This is a genomic window from Psychrobacter sp. PL15, from assembly GCF_035984995.1.
GTDB lineage: Bacteria > Pseudomonadota > Gammaproteobacteria > Pseudomonadales > Moraxellaceae > Psychrobacter.
This window is the reverse complement of record NZ_JAXCIB010000014.1, coordinates 1-24,498: the sequence shown is the minus strand read 5'-3', so window position 1 is coordinate 24,498 and position 24,498 is coordinate 1. Positions and strand designations below refer to the sequence as shown.

The following is a 24,498-nucleotide window of genomic DNA, read 5'->3' as shown; positions in this document are numbered from 1 at the left end:
TGACTGGTTTTTTTTGGCCAAAATAGCGATAGCAAGATAACTATAACCAAGCAGCTATAACAAAATAGCGCAAGAGGGTGCAATGCAAGTCTATCTGGTTGGTGGTGCGGTACGTGATCAGCTATTAGGACGTCCGATCAAAGATAAGGACTTCGTAGTGGTGGGTAGCACCGTGGCCGAAATGCTGGCAGCTGGCTTTCAGCAAGTAGGTGCAGACTTTCCGGTGTTTTTACATCCCACGACTCGAGAAGAGTATGCCCTCGCACGTACTGAACGTAAGCTTGGCCATGGCTATCAAGGCTTCAGTGTTCATGCCAGCTCGGACGTCACTTTGGAACAGGATCTGCAACGTCGTGATTTGACCGTCAATGCGATGGCTATTGAGGTAGTAAGCCTCATTGATGACAGTCCTGTTGACGGTGAAGTGATTGATTATTATGGTGGACTAAAAGATATTAATGGCAAAACATTGCGCCATATATCAAGTGCCTTTAGCGAGGATCCATTAAGGGTACTTAGAACCGCCCGCTTTTATGGTCGCTATTATGATTTAGGGTTTACCATCGCTGATGAGACGCTCACTTTGATGCGAGAATTGGTAAGCTCGGGTGAGCTGGCACATTTGAGTGCTGAACGTATTTGGCAAGAATCGAGCCGGGCAATGATGCAGACCTCCCCTCATGTCTATTGGCAGCAGCTCTATGAGAGCGGTGTATTGAACGTCTATTTTGTCCCTCTAAATCATGCTTGGGATATTGTTCAAGTACGAGAGACGGTACAGACAGCGCTGTACTTCGCCGGTCAAATGCAATTGAATTTATCACAGCGCTGGTCGCTATTAATGGCCAGTGTGGATCAATCGTTATTTGAGTCGAAATCAGACGATTTAAAATTGTCTGCTGCTGCAAATTCGGACAGCACTGTTGACAAAGTGATTAATAAGACTGCTGACAAAGCCATTAGTAAAACCACTAATGAAACCCTTGAAAAAATAGGCGCTGCTGAGCAAACTGTTAATGCAGCTAGCAATCATACGAACGACGCTGCAAAAAATATCACTAAAATAGGCAATCAGATTAAAGTACCCAAAGCACAGACTCAGTTTGCCACTTTATTCATTCAGCAAGCCAAAAATTTAAGCATCATAAACCAACTTACGGCAGCAGAAAAAATCGACCTTATCCAAGCCTGTAGCGCACACAAAGAGCCCGATAAACTCTCGCAACTACTGGTTACTAGCCAAGTATTACAATTGGCACAACAGCAGCGTCAGATGATGCTAGCGCTTAATAGCTTCCATGCTATTAGTATGGACGACATCGCACTAGATTTGAAAGGTGTTGCTATTGGAAAGGCTCTACGTCGAGTGCGGATTGAGCACTTACAAACGCAGAGTACGCTCGAAAAGTAATCTAAGAAACAACCTAAGAAACAACCTATAAATAACCACTCATAAATAAACAGCATCGCTATGAATCAGTTAGCCAATCGTGCCAAGACCATAAACCCTGTGGCGCCAGTCATGCTAGTCACTGGTGGCGCTAAGCGTATTGGCGCCGCTATTGTTCGTGCAGCTCACCATCAAGGCTATCGAGTCATTATTCATTGCCATCATAGTCGACGAGAGGCAGATACATTAGCAGAAGCGCTAAATAACACCCGTAACAATAGTACCTCGGTGATAGTTGCAGATTTAGACGTGGTTAATACCCCTGCTGCCTTACAACAGTTCACCCAAACTATCATCGCTGCTTTTGGCCAGTTAGATGTGTTAGTACACAATGCATCGCGATTTTACCCCAGTCCTATTGGTAGCATTGAGCATGAGCAATGGGATGAATTGCTTTTGACTAACGCTAAAGCACCCTTGTTCCTGAGCCAAGCATTACACCCCTATTTAAAGATCCAGGGCGGCAACATTATCAGCTTACTTGACATTCACGCTCATGATAAGCCGTTTGGCAATTATGCCGTGTACAATATGGCAAAAGCGGCGCACCGAATGATGGTCAAATCTTTGGCGCTAGATATGGCACCTCATGTGCGCGTTAATGGTGTCGCTCCAGGGGTTAATGTATTACCAGAATCAAATAGTGATCAAGCACTTGATGCAAGCCAGCAGCAAAACATCATCGCCTCCATCCCTATGCAGCGGATAGGAATACCTGATGATATTGCCCATAGTGTGCTCTATTTAGCACAAGCTGGTTACGTCACTGGCGAGATTATTACTGTAGATGGTGGTCGCAGTTTGACCTTGGCTGGTAGTGGTTTTTAGAGAAAATGTTACTAATTAGGTAATATATTGACCACTTAATATCTTTTACTTGAAAAATTAAAAAAATCAGGTATGATTGTGCGTCTACCGTTAGGGCCCATAGCTCAGTTGGTTAGAGCAGAGGACTCATAATCCTTTGGTCGTTGGTTCGAGTCCAACTGGGCCCACCATATATTGAATCAGGCTTGTTCGCAGCGATGCGGCAAGCCTTTTTTTATGGGATTTTTGGAATATATAGGATTGTGGCGAACCACATAGAAAGTTGGGATATTTGTTGGGATAGATTATACCAACGCGGAGATATACCAACATGCCATTAACTCATACTATTATTAACAAGCTAACCCCAAGTGAAAAATGCACCCCTAGCCGCCCTGATAAGCACAGTGACGATGACGGTTTACAGCTATAAGTAAGACATACCGAAGATAAAGTTTGGATAAACGCCTACCAATGGCAAGGCAAGCAGCAATCATTAACTCTTGGCAAGTACCCAGTAATAACACTACAGCGATCACGCCAGCGCAACCTAGAAATAAAGCAGATAATTAACGAAGGTATTAACCCAAAAGAGAAGAGGAAAGAAAAAATCGCAGAACAAGATGGCTCAAGACTTTTTGATACCATTGCTCAAGCATGGTATGCGGATCGTAAAACCTTTTTAGCCTCAAGTACGTTTAGTCGTAACTATTCAGCCTATATGCGCGACGTTAAATCTGAACCGCCCCGGTATTGTCGGAGACTTAACATTCTGAGAGAATACGACAATGAAAACACGAAACTATACCCCTGAGATTAAAGAAAGAGCCGTTCGCATGCTTATTGAAGCGGCAGGCGACTACCCCTCCACATGGTCAGCTATCCAAGCTATTGCCCCTAAAATAGGCTGCACGCCTGAAACCCTGCGTTCATGGCATAAAAAGCACATAGACCAAACCATACCTGCCTCAGTGCAAGCCCAAAGCCAAGAGCAGCGTATCAAAGATCTTGAACGCGAATGCAGAGAGCTCAGACAAGCCAACGAGATTATACGTAAGGCTGCCGCTTTTTTCGCCCAGGCGGAGCTCGACCGTCCACCCAAGTAATGGTCAAATTTATTGATGATTACAAACATCTTTATGGGATCGAGCCAATTTGTAGAGTATTACCGATTGCCCCATCAACTTATCATCGTGCTAAAGACCTAGAGTGCTGCCCTGAAAAGCGTTCACTGCGCAGTCAGCATGACGAATTCTACATAAATGAAATCAGACGCATCTGGCAGGACAGCAAATGTCGCTATGGTGCGCGTAAAGTCTGGCAACAGCTTAAAAAGGACGGGTCAAAGGTTGCTCGCTGTACCGTAGAGCGGTTAATGAGGCAGCATGGCCTACAAGGCGTTTGGCGCGGCAAGGGTAAAATAACAACCAACAGCCGTGATGACCAAAAGCGTGCTGATGACTTGGTCAATCGTAACTTTAGCGCTCATCGTCCCCTTGCGAAGCAGTGCTTCTCAGGGTTGCTGACTTCACCTATATCAAGACGACTAGCGGCTGGGTACATACCGCTTTTATTATTGATGTGTTTGCCCGCGCTATTGTCGGCTGGAAGGTGTCTAATCGTATGAATACTGATATGGTGATGGCGGCTTTAAATCAAGCGATAGCAGATAGAAACGAACCTAAAGACGTGATTCATCATAGCGATAGAGGGGTTCAGTACTTATCTATTCGCTATACGGATAAAATGAGTGACTCTGGCGTTATCGCCTCTGTTGGTACAACTGGCGACTCTTATGACAACGCATTGGCTGAAACGGTCAACGGGCTTTATAAGTCTGAGGTGATTGAATATCTAAAGGAGAGCTGGACTGGTGTTAATGATGTTGAACTGGCAACCCTCGAATGGGTGGACTGGTTTAATAAGACTCGTCTGCATAGTGCGATTGGATATGCGTCACCTTTTGAGTTTGAAAAGCGGTATTATGATAATTTAACCCTGTCAGGCATTGCTGCCTGACTCAAGTAAATCAGCCTCCGATATAGTCGGGGCGGTTCAAACATTGCTTATTACTTTCCTAGTTGTTAACATCATTAACAAATTATAATACTTTAAAGACTATATCTATGAACTTCAAAAACGTATCAGCTTTAGTGTTCGCATTACTTCTAAGTAGCCCTGCATTATCTGCTATTTGTCCAGATGGTAGCTATGTATCAGGAAATAGTTGCACTCTGACACCTAATGGTCAATACGTAGGAGGAGGAAATGCCACCTTAGCGCCAAACGGCTCTTATGTTGGAGGCAGTCGCGCTATCTTAGCACCAAACGGTTCTTACGTTGGAAGTGGTAATTCGAACTCTAATAGAACTACCATATGTCCAGATGGTAGTTATGTAGGCGGTAGTTCTTGTCAACTACAACCTGACGGCAGCTATACAGGCAAATAAGTATTATTAAGCTCTAAAAGACTCATAATTTATTTGTGAGTCTTTTTTCTATATACCTCTATAAAAAGTATATTCCCGTCTTTAGTAGTGAGGATTCTCACTAGGCATAGCGCCTGCCAGCCATAAAGAACGCCCCATTCCATGAGCATCTTCACAAATAACTACTGTTAGTTATATATTTTTGATGCTATTTCTAATGGGAAGCTTGGTGATTTAATGATAGCGCTAATCAAAGAACTATCTTTATCACCGTATATTTTGACGTTGTCATCTGAATCTTTAGTAACCACTAGCATGTGATTGTTATAGCTTTCATAGGCTACATATACAGTTAACTGAGTGTCTTTATAATATTTATTTTTTTGCCAAAAATAGGTTGCTAAGGTGCCATTAATAATATTAGTTGCATCTAAAGCCTCAGTCATATCAAAATCATCTATCTTTAATTTTAATTTATTAAGGAAAACTTCGTTAAACCTAGTTCTAAATAGTGAATCATTCTCATATAAGTTGTAACCTGAATAAGAAATATATTCTGCTGCTATACGATTTTGAACTTTATTGGTTGAAAGCTGCTTTGCTGTAAAACGATGCTTTTCTTTTATATTCGAAGTATCAGGATTATACATCTCTGACAGATTGCTTTTTAACAACAAAGCCAACTCACCCCTGCTATCATCTTTCCGCACAATTACTTCATAATCATCACATAGGTAAGTATATTGCTCTTGACTACTATCTGCTACCCAAAGCTTGCTAGGAATTCCTGTCTTGCTTATTAATATATCCTTTTCTTTATTTATATTATCTGTGATAGAGGCGCCCATTATTGCGAATGACGTTATTTCTTTCTTATCAACATTAAATGATATATGACTGACAGTAAAATCATCCAATCCCTTAATAGGTTTATAGATGATTTCGAACTTACCTTGTTTGTCTATAGCTTCTAAGCTCCCTTCCCTGCTGTCACTCTCTTCATCAAAACTACTCAATATCTTCATTCCTTTATGAGCAGATGAAAATTCAGTAAGTGTCTGAGTGGGCCATATACCAAGGAACCCCAGGCTTTCAGGCGGTACAACACATGCAGCACCCCAGCTAAGAGATGGCATCATAAGTAGTACCAGTAGTTTTTTCAGCATGTTTTTACCTATTGTGATTATTTTATTGCACACCCAATGCTTTATAAACGGCATCGACTGGGTCCGCATAAAAGCTGATCTGAAACTTCGAAAAAAGCTCTGATGGTACAGTTGGTATATCTGAAGCAGATGCCATTGGTAGGAGTACTTTTTTAGCCCCACTGTCCATTGCTAGTTGTAAACTTTCAGCTAAATTCTGCACTGGGTTAATCACACCACCAAGTGTCATTTCACCTAGAACTACCATCTGCTCTTGTATTGACCTTCCCATTAGAATAGAACAAAAAGCAATTAAGGAAGCCAGTGATGACTTAGTATTTGGCCCAGTATTATGGAGTTCAACAACATGCAAATGAAACTCATACTCAGAGAATTTTGATGATGCACTAATACGCTTTAAATTTCCTTTGAAGTAATCAAAACCAATACGTATAGCTTCTTTTGCAGCTGTGTTAGAGCCCAAGCCAGATACGGAATGTTTACCTGAACCTGGCATCATTTGGGTTTCATAGCGGTAAAGCCCTAGCTTGTCAGCACTTCCTTGAGTGACTAAGTGGACGACGCCCGGTCTAGGTATTCCCTCAGCAATTAATTTACTGCCACCTTGTTCTGGCACGTTTACAAAGAACTCTTCTAAAGACTCATTATCGATATAGCTAAAGTGAACGTCAAAAAACTCCATACCACCTAATTTCTTTAGCTGCTCTTTGATACGACGTCTCGACTCTAAAGCATAAACCAAACAATCACGCACATCATCTTTTGTGTACTTACTATCAGGATGCAAAAGCTTTAATAATCCTGAAACTGTACGTTTTACAGCAATAACATCGCGTTGATTGAGGTTGTTACCTAGCTTAAAAAACTTATCAATAGCATCGGAAAACCCATACTTACGCATTTCACGCATGTATTCAGCTAGATAGTCAGTGATTAGGCCATAGCTATTGGTGAAAAACTCTGGTCGCATTTTTGGTACTTCCCACCCAGGTATGTAGCAGTGGAATCGATCAAAAAATGCTGTATCAATCATCGCTTCAGGAAAGGGGGCTAAAAGGTGGCTTGTCTTCACAAGAGTTTCAACACTTTGGTTGATATTGCCAACGAATACCATAGAAGCCTTAGCCTCGACAGAGTCTCGACCTCGAGCAAAAGAACCAGAGGCCATATAATCCTTCATGATCTGAATACCGTCTTTATCTTTAAACCTTATACCAGCAACTTCATCAAAAGCGACTAAATCCCACATGCCCACAAGGCCTACCTGTCGTGAACTCATGTTATAAAATAAATTAGCTACTGTGGTTTGACCACCTGACACTAATAGTGAGTTTGGAGAGCACTCTTTATATACATGGCTTTTACCTGTACCACGGGGGCCTAGTTCACATACGTTATAGTTATTTTCAACAAAAGGAATCATACGAGCGATAAGATGCCACTTAACCCGCTCCTCTAGATTGGTTGGTTCCATTCCTACTGAACGCAGAATGACATCCATCCATTGCTCATTTGTGAAATGCTCTCTGGCAGAGAATATCTCATCCATATTCATTGAAGGCATTTGAATGGGTTTCAGATTCATTATCGAAAAAGGTGACGTCTTTTGCCCCTCTTCAAAGAAGTATTGGACGGTAATAATGGACCAAATACCGCCAGTAAGTAGCTTTTCGTTTTCCTTAACTATGTTGCTAGGTACCAGCGCATCATTGATGCCTAGATTAGAAAGAAACGCTTCATAGACGTCTTTTCTTTGATTTAATCTAACGCTTACTTTATCAATAATTTTAAATGTGCCACGCTCACGAATTAATGATTTAATTTTTTCAGCTTCATCAGGCCTTACATAGTTTTCAGCAAGAATCTTTTTAACACTTTCAAGACCTTTTAGTACTATCTCATCATCGTTAGAGGCACAGTACATACCTAATAAATACTCAAGCACATAAACCGGTACGTTGGCACCCTCTTTAAGCTTTTTGGTTAAGTCTTTACGAACTACTCTGCCTTTAAAATGCTGGTTTAATAAGTCATCTAAATCCGTAATTTGAACAGCATTATTATCTATATTGCCACTCAGTTCATTATTCATTGTCATATTCTTATCCAAATATATTTAGAAAAACTCATCATGAAAGGCTAAATCAATAGTCACGCTATAACGTTGATATTCAGTATTTGTTTCAGAGTCTTGAAGTATCAGTGTATATTTTGAATTGCGATCGAAACTTGAGCCAATGAGCTTAAAGGTGGCGTCTCGCTTTCGTTCATTCATATTCTCACTAGAACTATCGAAAACAATTGTCTCCTTGCTAGAAACAAGCATTCCTTCGCTATCAACAATAAATATTTCCAACTTCCTTGGTATGAACTCACTATCTATAATATCTGTTTGGATAAAGGTTATTTTATCAATGTTATTTACCAGCTTAATGGACTGCTTCTCTGAAATAATACCTACAGCTCTCTTTTCATACTTAGCAACTTGCTCTTTTTGTAACTCACGAACTTGAATCACAGGCACACATATCTCTTGAAGCATGGCGCCGCCATGAACAAACTGAGCGCCACCTGAAAAATGAAATCTTTGAGAAGATTTGGGAAGGATAAATTCGACCTCAGGCTCTAAGTCTGTTTCTCCATTAGCCGTGTTGCTTAATAAGCCTTTCCACCGAGTGCTATCAGAAGGCAGTCCATAACCGATAACATACCTTTTTTTCGCCTCAATGGTGTTCAACTCTTTAACATCAAAAGCTGTTTTATCACTTCCTGTTAATTTATTATTTTGAAATAGAAATCCATGATCTGCTGTTATAATAACGCGGCTTCCATTGAGGCGATTAATAATACGGGAAACAAGATCCTTGAGCTCATTAATTGCATCACGACATGCTTTAAAAGTTTTATGCTCATTACTTGGATTATCGCCTGTCGCATCGATAGTATCGTGATAAATATAAACCACTTTAGCATCTCGAACTTTATCGCGCCCTTCTTCATTGTTCCAGTTCATTAGCTCTGTAGACTTCACCGCAATACCACCTACTTTTTGCAGTATCTTGTTTCTATTGTCTAATCCTTGAGATGAGAATCCATCCACATAAACTGCGGAATTGCCTTTGTCGTTATAGCCTAATGTTTTATGAGGAAGTAAGGACGCCATGCCTAGCTGAGTATAACTAGGTAACACTCCTAGCTGTGTAGAAATCTCAGATTTGAATCGCTTTTCACTATTAATGATAGAGTCTAGCTCGTTAGCTACCTCGTAACGTAAGGCATCAGATATAACCACAAATACTCGTTTGATCTGTGTCCCTGATAATAATGATTGAACTTGCTTATTATAAAAATCATACTGATTTGGGATATCTTTTATTTTCCAACTATCTAAAAGCTTCTCATCTTCTAAATGTTTATCCCATGACAAACCTAATTGACGAAGATACCAGTTGACGTATAAGTTCTCTATTGCACCGTTTAATTTCCTTAAAATCTCAGAACCTTTACTAAAGGTGTAATTCACATTTTCACTAAATAAACGATACGCCTGATCAAACTTAAATAGACGCTCTGTGTAGGCAGCATACATCTCTTTTGCACTACCAAAGTGGAAACCATCAATATAGTCATTACGTAGCTGCATCAGAACTTTTGCGTTGCCAATAGCATTGTAAATAAACTTATAATCCTCCTTTGACTTAGTCCAATGACTCAGTAAGCGACGTGAGATAATCGAATCAAAATGCGCTGAATCAATCGTACGGCTTTCATCAATCAAATCATCAACTAAGCCAACAATGATGTTTTGCTCAACTTCTTCAAATGTTTGACACTCAAGCAACTGCATTGGTGAACAGCTTACGCTTTTATCTTTAATTTCTAATTTAGAAGCCAACAATCCAGAAATATTTTCATAGCTGACAGCATATGTTCGACTGTCGCGCCAACTACTCATAAAAGCCATGGCATTTGATTGCCCAGAAGCTGTTTTCAAGACATTGTTACTGAGCCAATTTCTATCTATTGACTCAATATGACGCCAAAAATCAGTACAAAATAGCTTGAGAGTAAAATCGGTTAATGAAGGCTCTTGAGTGATATATCCAAAAGCCGTCTCCAGATAAGACCAGAACGACGAGTCTAGACCGAATTTAACCAAACTGTCCCAAAGTGGAGTCTCACCTATATCACTATCAATATTATTGGCATATTCATTGAGCAAACTTAAAATGATACTGTCTAATTCAGCAGAATCCGCATTAACAACCACTGCCATCATCTTACGATCCAGACTTAGCTCATCCTCGTTTTCACTTACCCATTTCTTCAAACTTGCAGTGCGTTTTTTACTGCCAAAAAAAGCATTGCGCTGTCTAATATGCTCGCGAAGTGACATTTTTGGAATACTCAGCTCATTAAGTAACATAGAACTACGATCGGCAAAAAATGGCTCACTATATAAACGGATATCTAGCAACCAATCACTCTCTGGCGTTGGTTCAGCTTCAGAGAAATAAAGTAGAAAACTCTGCTGAGGCTCATCAATCTCTATGCGTTTTTTGACTGCTAATACAGATTCATCAGCCATGTTTAACACAGTAATACTATCAGGCAATATATTTGTATCTTTTAGCTTATCGCTATCACTCCCACTCAAAGAAGCAGTAATTTGATCAATATCTTCCTGAAAGCTGTGTTCTGGGTCATGCCAAAACACAATTCTACTTTGCTCAAGCTTAGATTTAATGCCTTCAATCAACTCATTAATTTGCATTAATAATCTCCGGTTTTTCACCTGTTATCTTCTTCACTTCAGCAAGTAGATCGCCGAATTTTCCGTAGTTTTCTTTAACACCATCGTCTAGGTCTATCGAGATACGCATGTCTGCATAGTGCTTCAGCTTGTCATCAAACTCACGTAATTCACTTTGCTTCTTATCCATACTTTTTAGCTCTCTTTCAAGTCGCTTTTTATCTGGTGTCGACTCAGCCATGTCGATCTGTTTATCTAGCTGTTCAGCATAAGCTTGGTACTTACCCAATAGTGGCGTGACGTACTCTGTACGCATACGAGATAGCGTGCTTTCATTATAGCGATGCAAGTATACCAAGCACTCAAAGGCTTTTTCTTTACCTGAGCTAAATAGCCAGTAGATAGGTCTATTTTTATAGGTCTGCATGTGGTGTTTGTAGAACTGCATTGATAGATAACGACGTATGGTGGCTGCGGCAGATTCTGAATTCTTAGATCTAATGGCATCTAGACATAGTGAATCTGCGATAAACTGTAGGTTTTCCGTTAGATTCCCTTCACTCCATACTGTTTTAACGAATTCAACCACTCGATTGCTGATATCGTCTTTAAACCACTCCTCATCACTCAAAGGGATAATGCCGTCGCTGTCTGCTGGAAACGTCTTGTATAAACTGGCGTCAAAGTCTTCGTTACCCGCATGAGCGTATATCAGACCTTCTTGGTCTAGTGAGTAACGTCCCATCATGCAGCCGACTGTGTAGGAAATTAGCTCTGCAATTGAGTTACTAGTAAGCTTATTTGCAACATCAGCTTCCTTTGTACTTACTCCATACTTATACTCAGGATTACAAGTAAGAGTAATATTACTAAGTTTAACTTCAGGATCTAGAAAACCATTCAAATTATAAGCATTAATAAACGTTTTATTATTAACCTCTTCAAGGTTTTGCAAGCTCGAGATAATCTTATTGCAGCTAGTACGCCAAGATGCATAGTTTTTGCTAACTAAGCTACTACTTTTCAGATCTTTCTCTTTCATAATTGGGTTAAGAGTAAAGTCCCAAGAATATTCATAGAAATCCCAATCTTGCTTAGCGATTCTAATCATTGGACTTGAATCTGTAGCGACGTTGCTTTTGAAAGGCAAGGTTCTGAAGTTCCCTACCTTAAAATGCTGTGTAGGGTTTAAGATAGGTGTTAGATAGCCAACCACACATGAATTTAAAAAACAAAGTAGGTCTGTTTTCACCTCTATATTGGTTACTCCTGCTGGACTAGCGCTATCAAACGTATGTAATCTATCTTTCAACCTGGCTGAGTAACCTTTAGTAGTTACATCAGACCAAACAGCTGCATCTTGATAAAAGGTTTTTTCTCCTTGAATCCCAGAATTAGGCATACCTTTAATGACTTTGCCATTGCCTTCCCAAAGTATTACAAACTCTCTATTACCAAACCACTTTCTTAACTCTCCACCCTTATGATGATAAACCCACTTTACATTAGCTTTATTAAGATCACCAACTTGCCTAAAATCAACTTCGTACCAATACCTTAGAAACTTATTATTATTTCCTGTTTTTATTCCTTCAGATACATATGAAAAAGCTCCTAAAGAAGGATTATTAACAAAAACTTCAAACCACTTTTTGCTAATCCAATATGCAACTGGACTCCCTGGGATTTGATCAAACTCAGACTGGAGGACTGAATTAAACTTGCCTTCTCTTGTTAGTATTTTTGTCTTTTTCTCATACTCATTACCGTCAGTAAGCTTAAAAAATGTAGGTTTATAGTTTTCCATATCAATACATTTTATAACCCAAGCAGTAGTTTGAACTACCTCTCCACTTATTTGAGTAAATGCACGTGTACCTAAATGCATCATAGTCTCTATTGTTCTATTAGATAAAATATTTTTCCTAAGATCCTCAAATGTAGGTAAAAACATCCAATTATGCATATTAATCTGAGCATTTAATCCGTTTTTATTTAGTAAACTAAAAGCTCTCTCCATAAACATAGCGAACAGATCAGACTTACTATCAGGGAAGTTCTTCTTAGCGAACTCTGTAATCTCACTATTCATCCCCTTACTCCCCATATAGGGGGGATTAGCAACCACCGCATCGTATCGAATAGATAATAGTAAGGCCTGATGAACCACATCAATGACTTGACTGGCTGCTGCACGCTGTATCGAGTCGCCTGACTCTGATAGCTCAAGCACGGTGTCGTGTAACTCTTTAAGTGCTTCGTATTCTGCTGCAGGCACTTCAATCAATGAGCCAAAGGTCTTAGCCTGCTTAAACCTTTCGATGTTACGCTGCAATAGCTGATATCGGTTGTCTGCTCCAAAGGAGCTTAGGTCTAAGTCACCACCAAACATGTCTTGAGTCGCACCGCTTGTCCAATCACCCGATAGGTTTAGATCTTGCCATAGCTTTGGCAGATCTAGGTGCACTGTCTCTTGTAGTGATAGCACGTTTAAACGTACGTCACGACTAAAGATGCGCCTGTCGTCTTGACGCGCCATCATCATCAGTGAGAAGCCTGATAACTGTGCTGCCCTGTCATCAATGTCTAAGCCGTATATGTTCTTCTCTAGTATGAGCTTGGGGATGTCACGTGAGCGATAGCCTCGCTCTTCATAGATGGCTTTGAGCACATTGTAGGCTTCAATGAGGATATGGCCAGAACCACTTGCCGGGTCTAGTACTTTAATAGTCTCTGGGTCTATAGACTCTGGGGTGATGTCTTTAAGCTGCTGATTCACTTCCTCTGTTTGTTCGGCAGGCTCAATGTAGTATTCCATCTCCGCTTTAATTGGCGAGTCAGGATAGGTCTGAAGCCAGTGACGTCCTACTGAATTTTGCACAAGGTACTTTACAATCCAGTTGGGGGTAAATAACTGGGTTGCAGCAGGTATGTCTTCACTTTTGACTACTTTGCCACTAACCTCATATTTTTTATCTGAGATGTAGAACTGATATAGCCAACCAATGATTTCAACCTGTTGCCAATCTTCTTCTGGAATGCTATCAACCAGACCACGTAGTATCGAGTCGGTGCGGGTTAGATTGTCAGGTAGTAAGAGCTCGATCTCATCATTTAGGGCTTCAAATAAGAACGGCATGGCTTCATGAAGCTTATGGCACTGACCAAGTAGAAGCTCTCGATATAACTCTTCGTTTTTATTGCCTGCAAGTTTAAGGTCAATGATGTGGTTTCGATCTAAGCCTAATTCTTCAGCCGCATCTTGGGCATGGTCTATGATCTCAAACTGCTTTTCACCGCTTGGGTGAGAGAGTACTCGAAAACCATGACCCAAATAGCCATGTATTTCCATGTAGCGAATGGCACTTAAGCGGTTGAACCAGGTATAGGCTACTTGTTCTACGAGCTGCTCATAGCCCAGTTGCTGGCTTCTTTCAACCAGACGTTGCCTACGTTGGGCCAAGCTGCTATCAAAGTTATTATCGCCAATTTGTAAGACTGATCCTTGTATTATGGCTTCAGTAACTTGGAGCTCCCCTTTTTTATTAACACTGATACCAAAGGTGTTGAGTCGTTTGGCGACTGCGTCTATAAACTCCATACGGGCTTTAGGGGCATAACTCTTTATATTACTGGTTTCCATAAATCATCCTCTTGTCTTTGTTATTTATTTGGGGATTGGATGTGGGAAAAAATTATAAGCTACAGGATATGTCTATAGTATTAGCCAGCATTAATAATTTTCGGTTTTTCACCTGTTATGTTTTTAACATCAGCAAGTAGATCACCAAACCTACCATAGTTTTCTTTAACACCGTCATCTAGGTCTATTGAGATACGCATGTCTGCATAGTGCTTCAGCTTATCGTCAAACTCACGTAGTTCACTTTGCTTCTTATTTATGCTCTTGAGATCTCTTTCAAGGCGCTTTTTGTCTTGTGTAGACTCAGCCATTTCGAGCTGTTTGTCTAACTGTTCTGCATAAGCTTGGTACTTACCTAGTAGTGGCGTGACGTACTCTGTACGCATACGAGAGAGTGTGCTTTCGTTATAGCGATGCAAGTAAACGAGACATTCAAAGGCTTTTTCTTTGCCCGAGCTAAATAGCCAGTAGATAGGTCTTTTTTTATAGGTCTGCATGTGATCTTTGTAGAACTTAGTCGATAGATAACGACGTATGGTTTCGACGGCAGTTTCTGATTTTCTAGGTGTGATCGCATCCAAACATAATGATTCAGCAATAAACTGTAGGTTCTCAGTTAGATTATCTTCACCCCACACGGTCTTAACGAATTCAACCACTCGGTTGCAGGCATCATCCTTGTACCACTCATCGTCCATTATAGTAACGATACCATCGCTGTCTGCTGGGAAGGTCTTATATAGACTGGCATCAAACCCTTCGTTGCCTGCATGGGCATATACTAGGCCTTCTTGGTCTAGTGAATAACGTCCCATCATGCAGCCTATCGTATAAGAAACTAACTCGGTCATAGTGTCTGCTCTAAAGCGGGCGTTGCGCTCTTCTTCGGTGCCTTTTATGCCGTAGCGATATGCAGGGTTTACGGTGAGAGTAATTTGTTCAATCGGTACTTCTGCGGTGAGTTCATCTTGTAGGCCATAAGCGTCAATGAAGAGGCGGTTGTTTTCTTCTTCTAAGCGCTTCATCTCAGCGACGGTGCTTTGGTTTTGGGTAACCCAAGTGGAGTAGCTGGATTCAAGAGAAGGTGTAGGTTCGGTGGAGGACGCTAGGATAGGGAGGGATCGGAAGTCCCAAGAATACTCATACTCATTCCAATCTTTACGCGCTTTTTCTATTAATAGATTAACAGGTAAAGTTAACAAGCTTGCATCAACCACAGGCAAAGGGATATTAACGATATGCCCTACTTGAAAATCTAAGTTAGGGCTCATGTAATTTAGTAACGTTGAGCAAGCATTAGAACAAAGTAGACCTGTGATGAAGTCCATATCCTCTTTATCTGGATATACAGAAGGTCCTGTGGCATCAAACAAAAAACCGTGGTCTGATTGCCTTACACCGAAATATGAAGAGCTGACTCTGGTCCACGTTACACTGGGCTTAAAGAAATAGTCAGGATTTCTGATAACTGCTCGATCAAATGCTTTAATTTCTTGACCATTAGAAGCCCAATTTACTATAGCCTCATTATTACCAAACCATCTCCGGTACGAACCTCCTTTATTATATGGGAACCATTTCATCCCTGATTGTTCTGCACTCAGTGCACTCTCATTATTTAAGCCAAACGTTGTATTATCGACTTCCCACCATAATCGAAGAAAACGGTCATTATCTGAAGTAGCAATACCCTGCCTAGCAGAATACTTCTTACCTAAGGAAATAGAATTGAAAGCTGAATAAATATTACTTGAGGCCCAGTACGAAAGCGGAAAGCCTGGAATATTTTTATAATCATCTTGGGCTGCCTCAAAAAACCAACCGCAACTTCGATTGCTTAAAGCTTCAAGTGTCTTCGGAGCTTGATTTGCCGCGCCCTTGAATTTAGACAAACGAACATAACAACCCTTTTGAGCAGCTAAATATCCTTTTTGCAAAGTAAAAGTACAAATAGGTACCGTAGCACCATCAAAGCCCGAATATTCTAGTTGTATCAAAGTACTGATACTTTCTTCTTGTATAAGTCTTGTTCGTAATTTTTCATAACTAGAAATAAACATCCACACAAAGGGTGACATAAACCCTAACCGGCCATGAGGTTTACTAAATGTTAAGTTTCGATCAACAAAAGCAGAAAAGAAATCTTTGTCATATCCTTGGTAATTACATTTTAAATAGCTCTTCAATTTAGAAGTTTGATATTTGCTTCCCATATAAGGAGGATTCGCCACCACCGCATCATACTGCGCTGCCAGTATTTCAGCCTGCCTTACAAGTGGCGTTAAATACTCCAAACCTTCCTTCACAAACATATCTTGGCTGTTGGTTTCGCTTAGCTGTTTTAGTGCGGGTAGTTTTTCTGTCAGTGTTTGCGGCACTTGAATAAGGGAACCAAAGGTTGTGGCGTGTTCGAACAAGTCTTTGAGTGCGGTTAGGTTTTCTGCGGCTAAGTCGTATTGTGATAATTCAATGCCATGCACTAAAGTCTCGACGTCTAAGCTTGTGCTATCGACCATGGCCATCACATTCAGCTTTATGCCGCGCTCAAAAAAACGGCGGTCGTCTTCACGGCCTTTCATCATCAGGGCAAAGCCTGTTAGCTGGGCGGCACGTTGGTCGATGTCTAAACCAAATAGGTTCTTCTCTAAAATCAGTTGGGCAATATCGCGCTGGCGGTAACCGCGCTCTAGGTAAATCGCTTTAAACAAATCATATGCTTCAACCAAAATGTGGCCCGAGCCACTGGCGGGGTCGATTAGAGTGAGTTCTTCTGGGTTGAGCTCGCTTGGGGTAATGGCTTGTAGCTGGGCGTTTACTTCGTCGCTTTGCTCGGCTGGCTCTATGTAGTATTCCATCTGCTCTTTTAACGGCGATTCTGGATAGGTGGCTAACCATTGTGCGCCTAAGGAGTTTTGCACCATGTACTTTACGATCCAGTTGGGGGTAAACAACTGTGTCGCCGCAGGAATGTCTTCGCTTTTTACCACTTTGCCGATGACTTGGTCTTTTTTCTCGGAAATGTAGAACTGATATAACCAGCCAATGACCTCTACTTGTTGCCAGTCTTCTTCTGGAATACTATCAACCAAACCACGTAGTATCGAGTCGGTACGGGTTAGGTTGTCTGGTAACAGCAGCTCTGTTTCATCATTTAGGGCTTCAAATAAAAATGGCATGGCTTCATGTAGCTTATGGCACTGACCAAGTAGAAGCTCACGATATAACTCTTCGTTTTTATTACCTGCAAGTTTAAGATCAATGATGTGGTTTCGATCTAAGCCCAATTCTTCAGCCGCATCTTGGGCATGGTCTATGATCTCAAACTGCTTTTCACCGCTTGGGTGAGAGAGGACTCTAAAGCCATGACCTAGATAGTCATGAATCTCCATGTAGCGAATGGCACATAGACGATTAAACCAGGTATAGGCCACTTGCTCTACTAGCTGTGCATAGCCTAGCTGTTCACTCCTCTCGACCAGACGCTGCCTAGCTGGAGCAAGCTTGCTGTCAAAGTTATTATCACCAATTTGTAAGACTGAACCTTGAACCAACGCATCAATAACTTGCAGCTCGTTTTGCTTGTTTGCGCTGATACCAAAAGTGTTCAATCGTTTGGCAGCAGCATCCATAAATGCCACACGTGCTTTAGGGGCATATTTCTTGATGTTACTGGTTTCCATAAATTATCTTCTTGTCTTTTTTATTTATTTGGGGATTGGATGTGGGAAAAAATTATAAGCTAGTAGATATTTATACCTTACTAGCTTACTTAACAGTCTTTCTACTTAAATATCCTGATGCATAGGCACTTACAATCGTACTCTCTAAACTTATTTAATTCTTATCCTGTCACCAGCTTCTACCGACTTTATTAGCTGCTCTCTTAACAAAGATAAACAATCATCAACCTCTTGCACCGTTTCGATTATCCCATTTGAGACTGACTTTCTAATTAAGTCGCTAGGACTAATAGGAACTGTTTTTCTAGGAGTTATATTACTTTGTTTGTTGGTATTGCTGTTGGTATTGGTAGTAGCATTATCAGTAACATAACTTACAGCTTCAGACTCAATAGCACTGCTTTTTTTCTCTAATGCTGTCTGCTTATGTTGCTCTTCGACATATGCGTTTATCAACTCATAAGCCTTATCTTCAAAGCTCATAGACTCAGCTTGCTCACTAAGTATTTGGTGAATAGAATCTGTACTTTCTATACGCTCACGACACTTCCGTAATGGATACAAGGCTTGGTTGCTTATATTAGGGGAAGCAGATGCTACATCCAGAGCTTTTTGCACTCTTTCAACTTTCGAATCCACTTTGCGAAGAGCATCTTCTTTTTTCTCTTTAACAATGCTGTCATTAACAGCTTTTATCTTTTCAATAAGCGGATTTATCAGGCGAACCTTACTATAAGGATCTTCCATGCTGTGTATAGACTCAAGCTCTTCAAGCGCTTTTGCAGCTTCCGGGTTCTCCGTCAACTTTGACTTGTTCGCTTTGAACCTTTGGGTCAATGCCACATCAAGCTGCAACCAAGTATCCACTTGATTTTCATAAAAATCTTCTAAATCTTCGAAGTCTTCATAAAAATCTTTCAAGCTTTTTTGTTCCTTCACAAAGCGTTCAATTAGTAAGTAGCTAGTACTCTCCTCTAATACACCACAGACTAAAACCAAACCTGCTTCAATTTTCTGCTTACCAGGAAACTTTCCACTTTGTGATCTATTCTGGAACGCCTTTAAATCATCTCGCCAGCTTTTTAGCTCAGAAACGATTAATGCATACAATTCTTTTTCTTCAGACCCTGTAAAGGTTTTGCCAAATAAAGCCTTAACTAGTGCAGATGCCTTTTTAATGTCTGATTCACCATGGCGGCGAACGGTACTTATTCGAATATCAGTACGCTTACGCCCATTCGCAAATGAATCATAAGCGTCATTGAGCGGTAGGTTGTTACCGCCGATATCAAATGAAACCTTGCCTGCCAGCCCAAGCCTAGCAACCACAAGCAATACTTCATTATCGGGCCAACCATAAGGACGCTTACTAAAATGTTCTACTACGTCACGCAAGCTGACTGGTATATTGCGTTCAAAATTAAGTGAAATATAATTATCCACTTCTTGTAGCGCTGCGGGATTATTTTCTTCAGTTTGAAGGTCTAAACCAGCTTGAGCCATATCATCTGCTGTCAGAACAGCCTTAAGCTCTCTTAAAACATCACTCTGCGAAGCTTTAAGCATATTCAACTTTTCAAAAGTATTTTCAATAACATACTTATAAGACTCTTCTAGAACTGCAATTGGCGTTGAAGGTTTCTTTGGCATTTTTGTACCAATTGCATATACATCAGCTTCCAAAAACAAGTTCTCAAAATCAGTTTTCAAACGCTTTTCACGCTCAATATTTTCCATTTGCTTTTCTCTTAGCAAATGTTCTTGTTCACGTCGCTGTCCTGAATTTTGTTTTAAAAATCTATCCGTTTTAATATAAGTAGTTAATTCCGCCCACAAGCGCTGATTTTCTCCAAGCTTAACTAAGATACTACCGTCATCTTTAAGAGTGTACTCAGTACAGTCATAGTCTGTCGAAAAACTATTATAATCTGTGTCTAAAGGTGAGATAACTTTTAAAACCAAGTCTTCAAGATTAACGCCATCTTTTGGATGTCCATTGCAAAACCGACTAACAGAAAAATCTTGTTTGTTAACCGGATAACGATAAACTCGGTTACCTTTTAGAATGTTGTCAAACACTATGGAAGAGAGCTTACTAGATACCTCAGATATATCATAATCTGTATTACGGATTTCGTTTTCTACTTCTTTTTCTTCATTGGTTAGAAATATAAACTCTTCTCCATTTCTAGCAATGAGGAGTTGGCGCTCAAGACGTTCAAGGCTGTCTTCTATTTTCTTTCGTAATACTATTTTATCTTCATCTATCTTACTAATAGATAAAGTTACCAGATTATCTAAAGTGCTTTTGACCGTATCGACATAGCGTATTAGAAATAAGGTTTTTAGAATTTGACCATCAAAATCTGAAAGTGAATCCAACTCTAAAGCTTGATCAATGGTTCTTTTGACCGCTGGTTCTAAGAAACTCTCTATAGGGGCATAAAAGCTATGAAAAGGAACCAGAACATTCAACTTTTCATGTTTAATTTGCTTTGCTGCATTTTGGAACGCGTCTAGCAGTGAGCGCTCTCCCATCGCTAAGTGCTTCCCTGTCGCACCTTTAGTTCTTATAGATTCAAATACTTTTTGGACGAGCAAGTAGTGATAAGGTATAAATGGATAGTTAGCTACAAAGCTTTTGCCATCTGTATAACCTTTCAACTCAGCTGTCGTCGTTTTATCAAAGGAGAGTTGATGTCTAAGAATATCTCCTTCTGCAGAAAACACCTTGAGCAAAGCCTCTTCAGCTTTGTCTGTTTTTGCTAACAGCCTTTTTTGAATAACTTCTGAGGTATTACTACTCGAGAGAGCCAACCGTGTTTTAAAACGACCTTGAATTTTAGAAAAATCCTGACTCTCTCCTCGATTCATACTACCAATAGCAGCATCAATATCTGCCTGTGATGTAACAATTACCCACGCTCTACCATTACAGTAAGTGCCTAAGTTCTCTGTAATAGTTTGCAGTTTTAGCATCATTTGCGTATTTTTGCCTATAAACTGCCCTACCTCATCAACTAAGAAAAGTATGTTCTTATCACCTGATGAGTCTAGATAGTCTTTTACCCAAGTACAAAAATTATGAATATCTAGCGGAAAATTATCTTCCACATTTTCTATCATCTGTTTGGCAGACTCTGCGGACTGTTTAGTGGCATAGCTTAATGCCTCAGCTATCTCGTCTCTATAAAAATCATACGCATCTCTCTCATCTTCCCATGTAGAGTCTGCAAGCTCGGCAAATTTACTCTTAAAAGCCTCGTACTGCTTGCGCTCATCCAACTCTCTCTCTAAATGCGCGATATGAGGAAAATCAGCACAATAGCCCAAGCGCTCATTAAACACTTTTAAAAAAACCTTTAGAATCGCATTCTCACGATCTTCAGTGTTAGCCCTTGAATCAATATTAAATAAAATTACATCTGTATTTTTTGTTCCAGCATTTTGAATATTGGCCCAAAGCTCGTTATCGTCAATTTTATCTTCGAAAAAGTCCACGGCTCTACGACTAGTTCCCTCAAGCTCAACCACGTTATTTTCTAATAAGTACGATAGGATTTTTAAAAAATGTGACTTACCTGAACCAAAAAAACCCGATATCCAAACACCATTATTCCCTGAGGTTACAACTCCTTGATAATTCACTGTTGGAGAATATACTTCAAAAAAATCATTAAAATGCTTGTGCAACTCTCGTGTTACTACATATTCATCTAGCTCAACGAATACGTGTTCGTTATCTTTTTCTTCTGCTTTCACAACACCATTAATATTACGTGTTAATTTTTTTGAAAAAATACTTTCAATATCCATCTCAATCTCTCTATTTTTTATTAATTATTAATATTTGTTTCGTGACCACTTTCAGGCACTAACTTGAAAGCACGATAATAATTTTGTGAATCGATTAGCCCGAAGGGATGTAGATCCCTACCGCTGTAACCTCCAGGGTAGAATAAAATTAGCGGCGTACTACCCATAACATCCTGTAATGCACTAAGTAGCTCATGACCTCTTATAAGAGGCCACGCATTGCCTAAACCAGATAGTATTAAAAAATCCATATCATCAAGTTTGTATTTACTGGCAATAAATTTTGCAACTTTCTCTTGGCTAAGCGGTCCAGATAGCGTCTTCTTGATAGCATCTACGCCTACTTTTTTTTCACGCTGGCATGCACGATCAAAAATTCCACGCTCCTCTAATATAGATATAAGAACTTCAAATATATTTAAGTGCTCAAATTTGTACTTACGACTTTCTAGCTTTCTCGTTATTGACTCTAAATTTTCACGAACCAGTAGTTCATGCTTTGCTGGGTAGTCAAAAACCCAAAACCCGATTTCATTACCTAAGCCATCATTCTTTAAAAATTTAGGACTTTCAATCCTATCAAATATCAAATCTAATCGACGTTGTAATGCCTTCATACAGTACACTCCATAACCTCTATCAAATCACCTCTATTGAGACGTAGAAGCCATTCTTTTACTTCTGGAAGCAGATATACAGGATATATCTCGCGTTTACGACTATCGCTTAGATAATCACTATCAACTAATATTTTTATTACATTACTACCCAATTTTTTTATAGTTGATTCTGAGTATCTACGCAAATCTGGATACTTTAAAACCTGCGTATCAATAAACTCACTCCAGGCATCGCGGGGTAAATTCGGTTTATAGGTTCTTTTTGCCTCTGCTAGACTTAATCTCATAAAGTCTTCAACTATTGGAGAGTTGATCATTACAGCAACCAATAACAGTTGAATATAAGCTCTATCTGTCGCAGTCAACAACGACTGCATGAACTCATCACCCAAGCCCTCAATTCGCTTTCGGATTGCACTCGCATAGCGGCTAGATGTTTTATCAGACTTCTTCTGTAGAATATTTTGCTCTACTATCAAGTATCTCAATTCATCTTCAGGTAGTTTTTTAAGGAGAGACTCTGCGATAACTCTCGTTTCTGTAATTAGTAGACTACCTCCAATCAGATCGCCTAGATAGTATTGCATATCTACTCCACGCCTAGCATTATCAGTCATTCTATTAACTGCCTCCGATAAGATAAGTAAATTTGCAATCATATCAAAATAAGGTGCTGCTCTGTCATATGTTTTAAATATGTGGCAAGCATTTGATAGCACATATTAAGACAAAGCATAATCACGGTTAACATACTCCCCTTTTTTATTTTAATAATCGCTATTATGACAATTTTAAACCATAAGTTTTATCAGCCTAACTCACGCAAATTTTTGTGCATGGTTGTGATAAATCCACATTGGTTTTCAATAAGCGATTAGTCATAAAATCGATATATTTAAAGTATCAGCCTCTCAATCTGGGTAAGCGATCAGACTCCTCATTAATCATCTCGTAGATAGTAGAACGACTAAGGCTAGTATAATTAATGACATCCTTAATGCTAAGAAGTTGGGGGATATTATTACATCGTTCGAGTATTGGTTTTTGTGGATATAAATTTCTTATGATTAAATCCTTAGTCTAGTTTTCATATATATAGTTTCACTGATTGGCGATTACTTAATCAAGAAACCTGATAAATTATAGCTATTACCAATTTATATGTTAATTTGTTACTTACTACTAGCCCTCTAAGCCGATGCTAATCACATCAAATATTTCACTATTTTAAATCTCATCCTCAAATCAGAACTACAAATAAAATTATGACTACTTACATACTCGACACAGAAACGACGGGACTTATTGAACCGCACATGACTGAAGCGGCCTATTCTATTGTTGAAATAAACGATGGTAAGGTATTTGCATTACAAGCTCCGCGAGCTAAGCGCTTTAACCCTCTCAAAGAAATCAGTTTAGGGTCAATGGCGATATCGCATATCTGTGATGAGGATGTTGCGGATGAGCCACCTCATACCGATTTCAGATTGCCTAACAGTGTTGAGTACTTGATTGGACACAATATTGATTTTGACATGGCTGTTCTTAAAAATGCTGGCGTGACCCATACACCTCAATTGATATGTACCAATGCCATGGCTAACTTCCTGCTTCCTACGCTAGAGAGCCATAAGCTAGTATCCCTGCTTTATCATTTTCATCGTAATATAGCCCGTGCTCAAGCAAAGAACGCACACGCTGCCATTGCTGATATTTACTTCACTGAGCTGGTGCCTGGCAGTCTGATTGACCTGGCTAACATTCAAGGTCATGTTATTACTGATGTGGATAGCTTATATGAATTTAGCCAAATGGCGCGTGTACCCACGCACTTAAGTTTTGGTAAACATAAAGGTGAGGCTATTGCAGATTTAGCTGCTAATTCTGATGGTGCAGGCTATCTTAAGTGGCTTCTTAAACAGGATAATGTTGATCCTTATTTAGCTCAAGCATGCCAGCAAGTATTAGAATCGGTATAAATAGATGATGTAGTCAGTTTTTATAGTAAGAAAATACATTTTTGCTAAGTAGCTAGATATAGTCAATTCAAAATAAAAGTGTTATGACAAGGATTAATATCATAAAACAATTTAGATAAGTCGTTTTCCATCCATCCTTGGCGTAGAAACTT

13 protein-coding genes, 1 tRNA gene, 2 pseudogenes and 1 other annotated feature are annotated in these 24,498 nt (G+C 39.8%); of the genes and pseudogenes, 7 read left to right on the top strand and 9 right to left on the bottom strand.

Annotated elements, in window-relative coordinates; all coding sequences use genetic code 11:
* The first annotated feature begins 82 nt into the window (after positions 1 to 82).
* The 6 genes and pseudogenes from RCH20_RS10890 to RCH20_RS10870 all read left to right on the top strand — a co-directional run bounded on the left by RCH20_RS10890 (position 83) and on the right by RCH20_RS10870 (position 4,707).
* On the top strand, positions 83 to 1,411 hold the full coding sequence (locus RCH20_RS10890) for a tRNA nucleotidyltransferase (protein ID WP_327193595.1): 1,329 nt from the start codon (positions 83 to 85) through the stop codon (positions 1,409 to 1,411).
* A 60-nt stretch (positions 1,412 to 1,471) separates the two neighbouring features.
* The gene (locus RCH20_RS10885; protein ID WP_327193594.1) at positions 1,472 to 2,278 is read left to right on the top strand and encodes a pteridine reductase; all 807 of its coding nucleotides are present in this window, start codon (positions 1,472 to 1,474) and stop codon (positions 2,276 to 2,278) included.
* Positions 2,279 to 2,371: 93 nt separating this feature from the next.
* Positions 2,372 to 2,448 (top strand) — tRNA-Ile (locus RCH20_RS10880).
* 266 nt (positions 2,449 to 2,714) lie between these two features.
* A pseudogene (locus tag RCH20_RS12525) lies at positions 2,715 to 3,071 on the top strand (Arm DNA-binding domain-containing protein); the annotation flags it as partial.
* Positions 3,046 to 4,276, top strand: a pseudogene (locus RCH20_RS10875) (IS3 family transposase). The pseudogenes RCH20_RS12525 and RCH20_RS10875, both read left to right, overlap by 26 nt.
* Positions 3,321 to 3,437: a sequence feature (AL1L pseudoknot), on the top strand. It overlaps the preceding pseudogene by 117 nt.
* Positions 4,277 to 4,383: 107 nt before the next feature.
* A complete protein-coding gene (locus RCH20_RS10870; protein WP_327193593.1) occupies positions 4,384 to 4,707 on the top strand; it encodes a hypothetical protein in 324 nt (107 codons plus the stop codon).
* Positions 4,708 to 4,874: 167 nt separating this feature from the next.
* On the opposite strand, the gene RCH20_RS10865 is transcribed toward RCH20_RS10870, so the two are convergent.
* From RCH20_RS10865 to RCH20_RS10825, 9 genes are all read right to left on the bottom strand, one after another.
* Positions 4,875 to 5,852 carry a hypothetical protein gene (locus tag RCH20_RS10865; protein WP_327193592.1) on the bottom strand — a complete coding sequence of 326 codons (978 nt, stop codon included), beginning with the start codon at positions 5,850 to 5,852 and terminating at the stop codon, positions 4,875 to 4,877.
* A 22-nt stretch (positions 5,853 to 5,874) separates the two neighbouring features.
* Positions 5,875 to 7,944 carry a protease Lon-related BREX system protein BrxL gene (brxL, locus tag RCH20_RS10860; protein ID WP_327193608.1) on the bottom strand — a complete coding sequence of 690 codons (2,070 nt, stop codon included), beginning with the start codon at positions 7,942 to 7,944 and terminating at the stop codon, positions 5,875 to 5,877.
* A 24-nt stretch (positions 7,945 to 7,968) separates the two neighbouring features.
* The gene (gene pglZ, locus RCH20_RS10855; protein WP_327193591.1) at positions 7,969 to 10,626 is read right to left on the bottom strand and encodes a BREX-1 system phosphatase PglZ type A; all 2,658 of its coding nucleotides are present in this window, start codon (positions 10,624 to 10,626) and stop codon (positions 7,969 to 7,971) included.
* Positions 10,616 to 14,248, bottom strand: coding sequence for a BREX-1 system adenine-specific DNA-methyltransferase PglX (gene pglX, locus RCH20_RS10850; protein ID WP_327193590.1), 3,633 nt, complete (start codon positions 14,246 to 14,248; stop codon positions 10,616 to 10,618). The genes pglZ and pglX (RCH20_RS10850) overlap by 11 nt, the downstream gene beginning before the upstream one ends.
* Before the next feature lie 80 nt (positions 14,249 to 14,328).
* Positions 14,329 to 17,928 carry a BREX-1 system adenine-specific DNA-methyltransferase PglX gene (gene pglX / locus RCH20_RS10845; RefSeq protein WP_327193589.1) on the bottom strand — a complete coding sequence of 1,200 codons (3,600 nt, stop codon included), beginning with the start codon at positions 17,926 to 17,928 and terminating at the stop codon, positions 14,329 to 14,331.
* Positions 17,929 to 18,078: 150 nt separating this feature from the next.
* A complete protein-coding gene (gene brxC / locus RCH20_RS10840) occupies positions 18,079 to 21,744 on the bottom strand; it encodes a BREX system P-loop protein BrxC (RefSeq protein WP_327193588.1) in 3,666 nt (1,221 codons plus the stop codon).
* Between the two features lie 20 nt (positions 21,745 to 21,764).
* Positions 21,765 to 22,361, bottom strand: a complete 597-nt coding sequence (locus RCH20_RS10835) for a DUF1788 domain-containing protein (protein ID WP_327193587.1) — start codon at positions 22,359 to 22,361, stop codon at positions 21,765 to 21,767.
* Positions 22,358 to 22,981 (bottom strand): DUF1819 family protein, encoded by a 624-nt coding sequence (locus RCH20_RS10830; protein WP_327193586.1) that lies wholly within the window; start codon positions 22,979 to 22,981, stop codon positions 22,358 to 22,360. The genes RCH20_RS10835 and RCH20_RS10830 overlap by 4 nt, the downstream gene beginning before the upstream one ends.
* A gap of 286 nt (positions 22,982 to 23,267) precedes the next feature.
* Positions 23,268 to 23,363 (bottom strand): AlpA family phage regulatory protein, encoded by a 96-nt coding sequence (locus RCH20_RS10825; protein WP_327193607.1) that lies wholly within the window; start codon positions 23,361 to 23,363, stop codon positions 23,268 to 23,270.
* A 266-nt stretch (positions 23,364 to 23,629) separates the two neighbouring features.
* Here RCH20_RS10825 and RCH20_RS10820 point away from each other — a divergent pair, with 266 nt between their 5' ends.
* Complete coding sequence (locus RCH20_RS10820) at positions 23,630 to 24,346, top strand: 3'-5' exonuclease (protein WP_327193585.1); 717 nt, start codon at positions 23,630 to 23,632, stop codon at positions 24,344 to 24,346.
* The last annotated feature ends 152 nt before the right edge of the window (positions 24,347 to 24,498 follow it).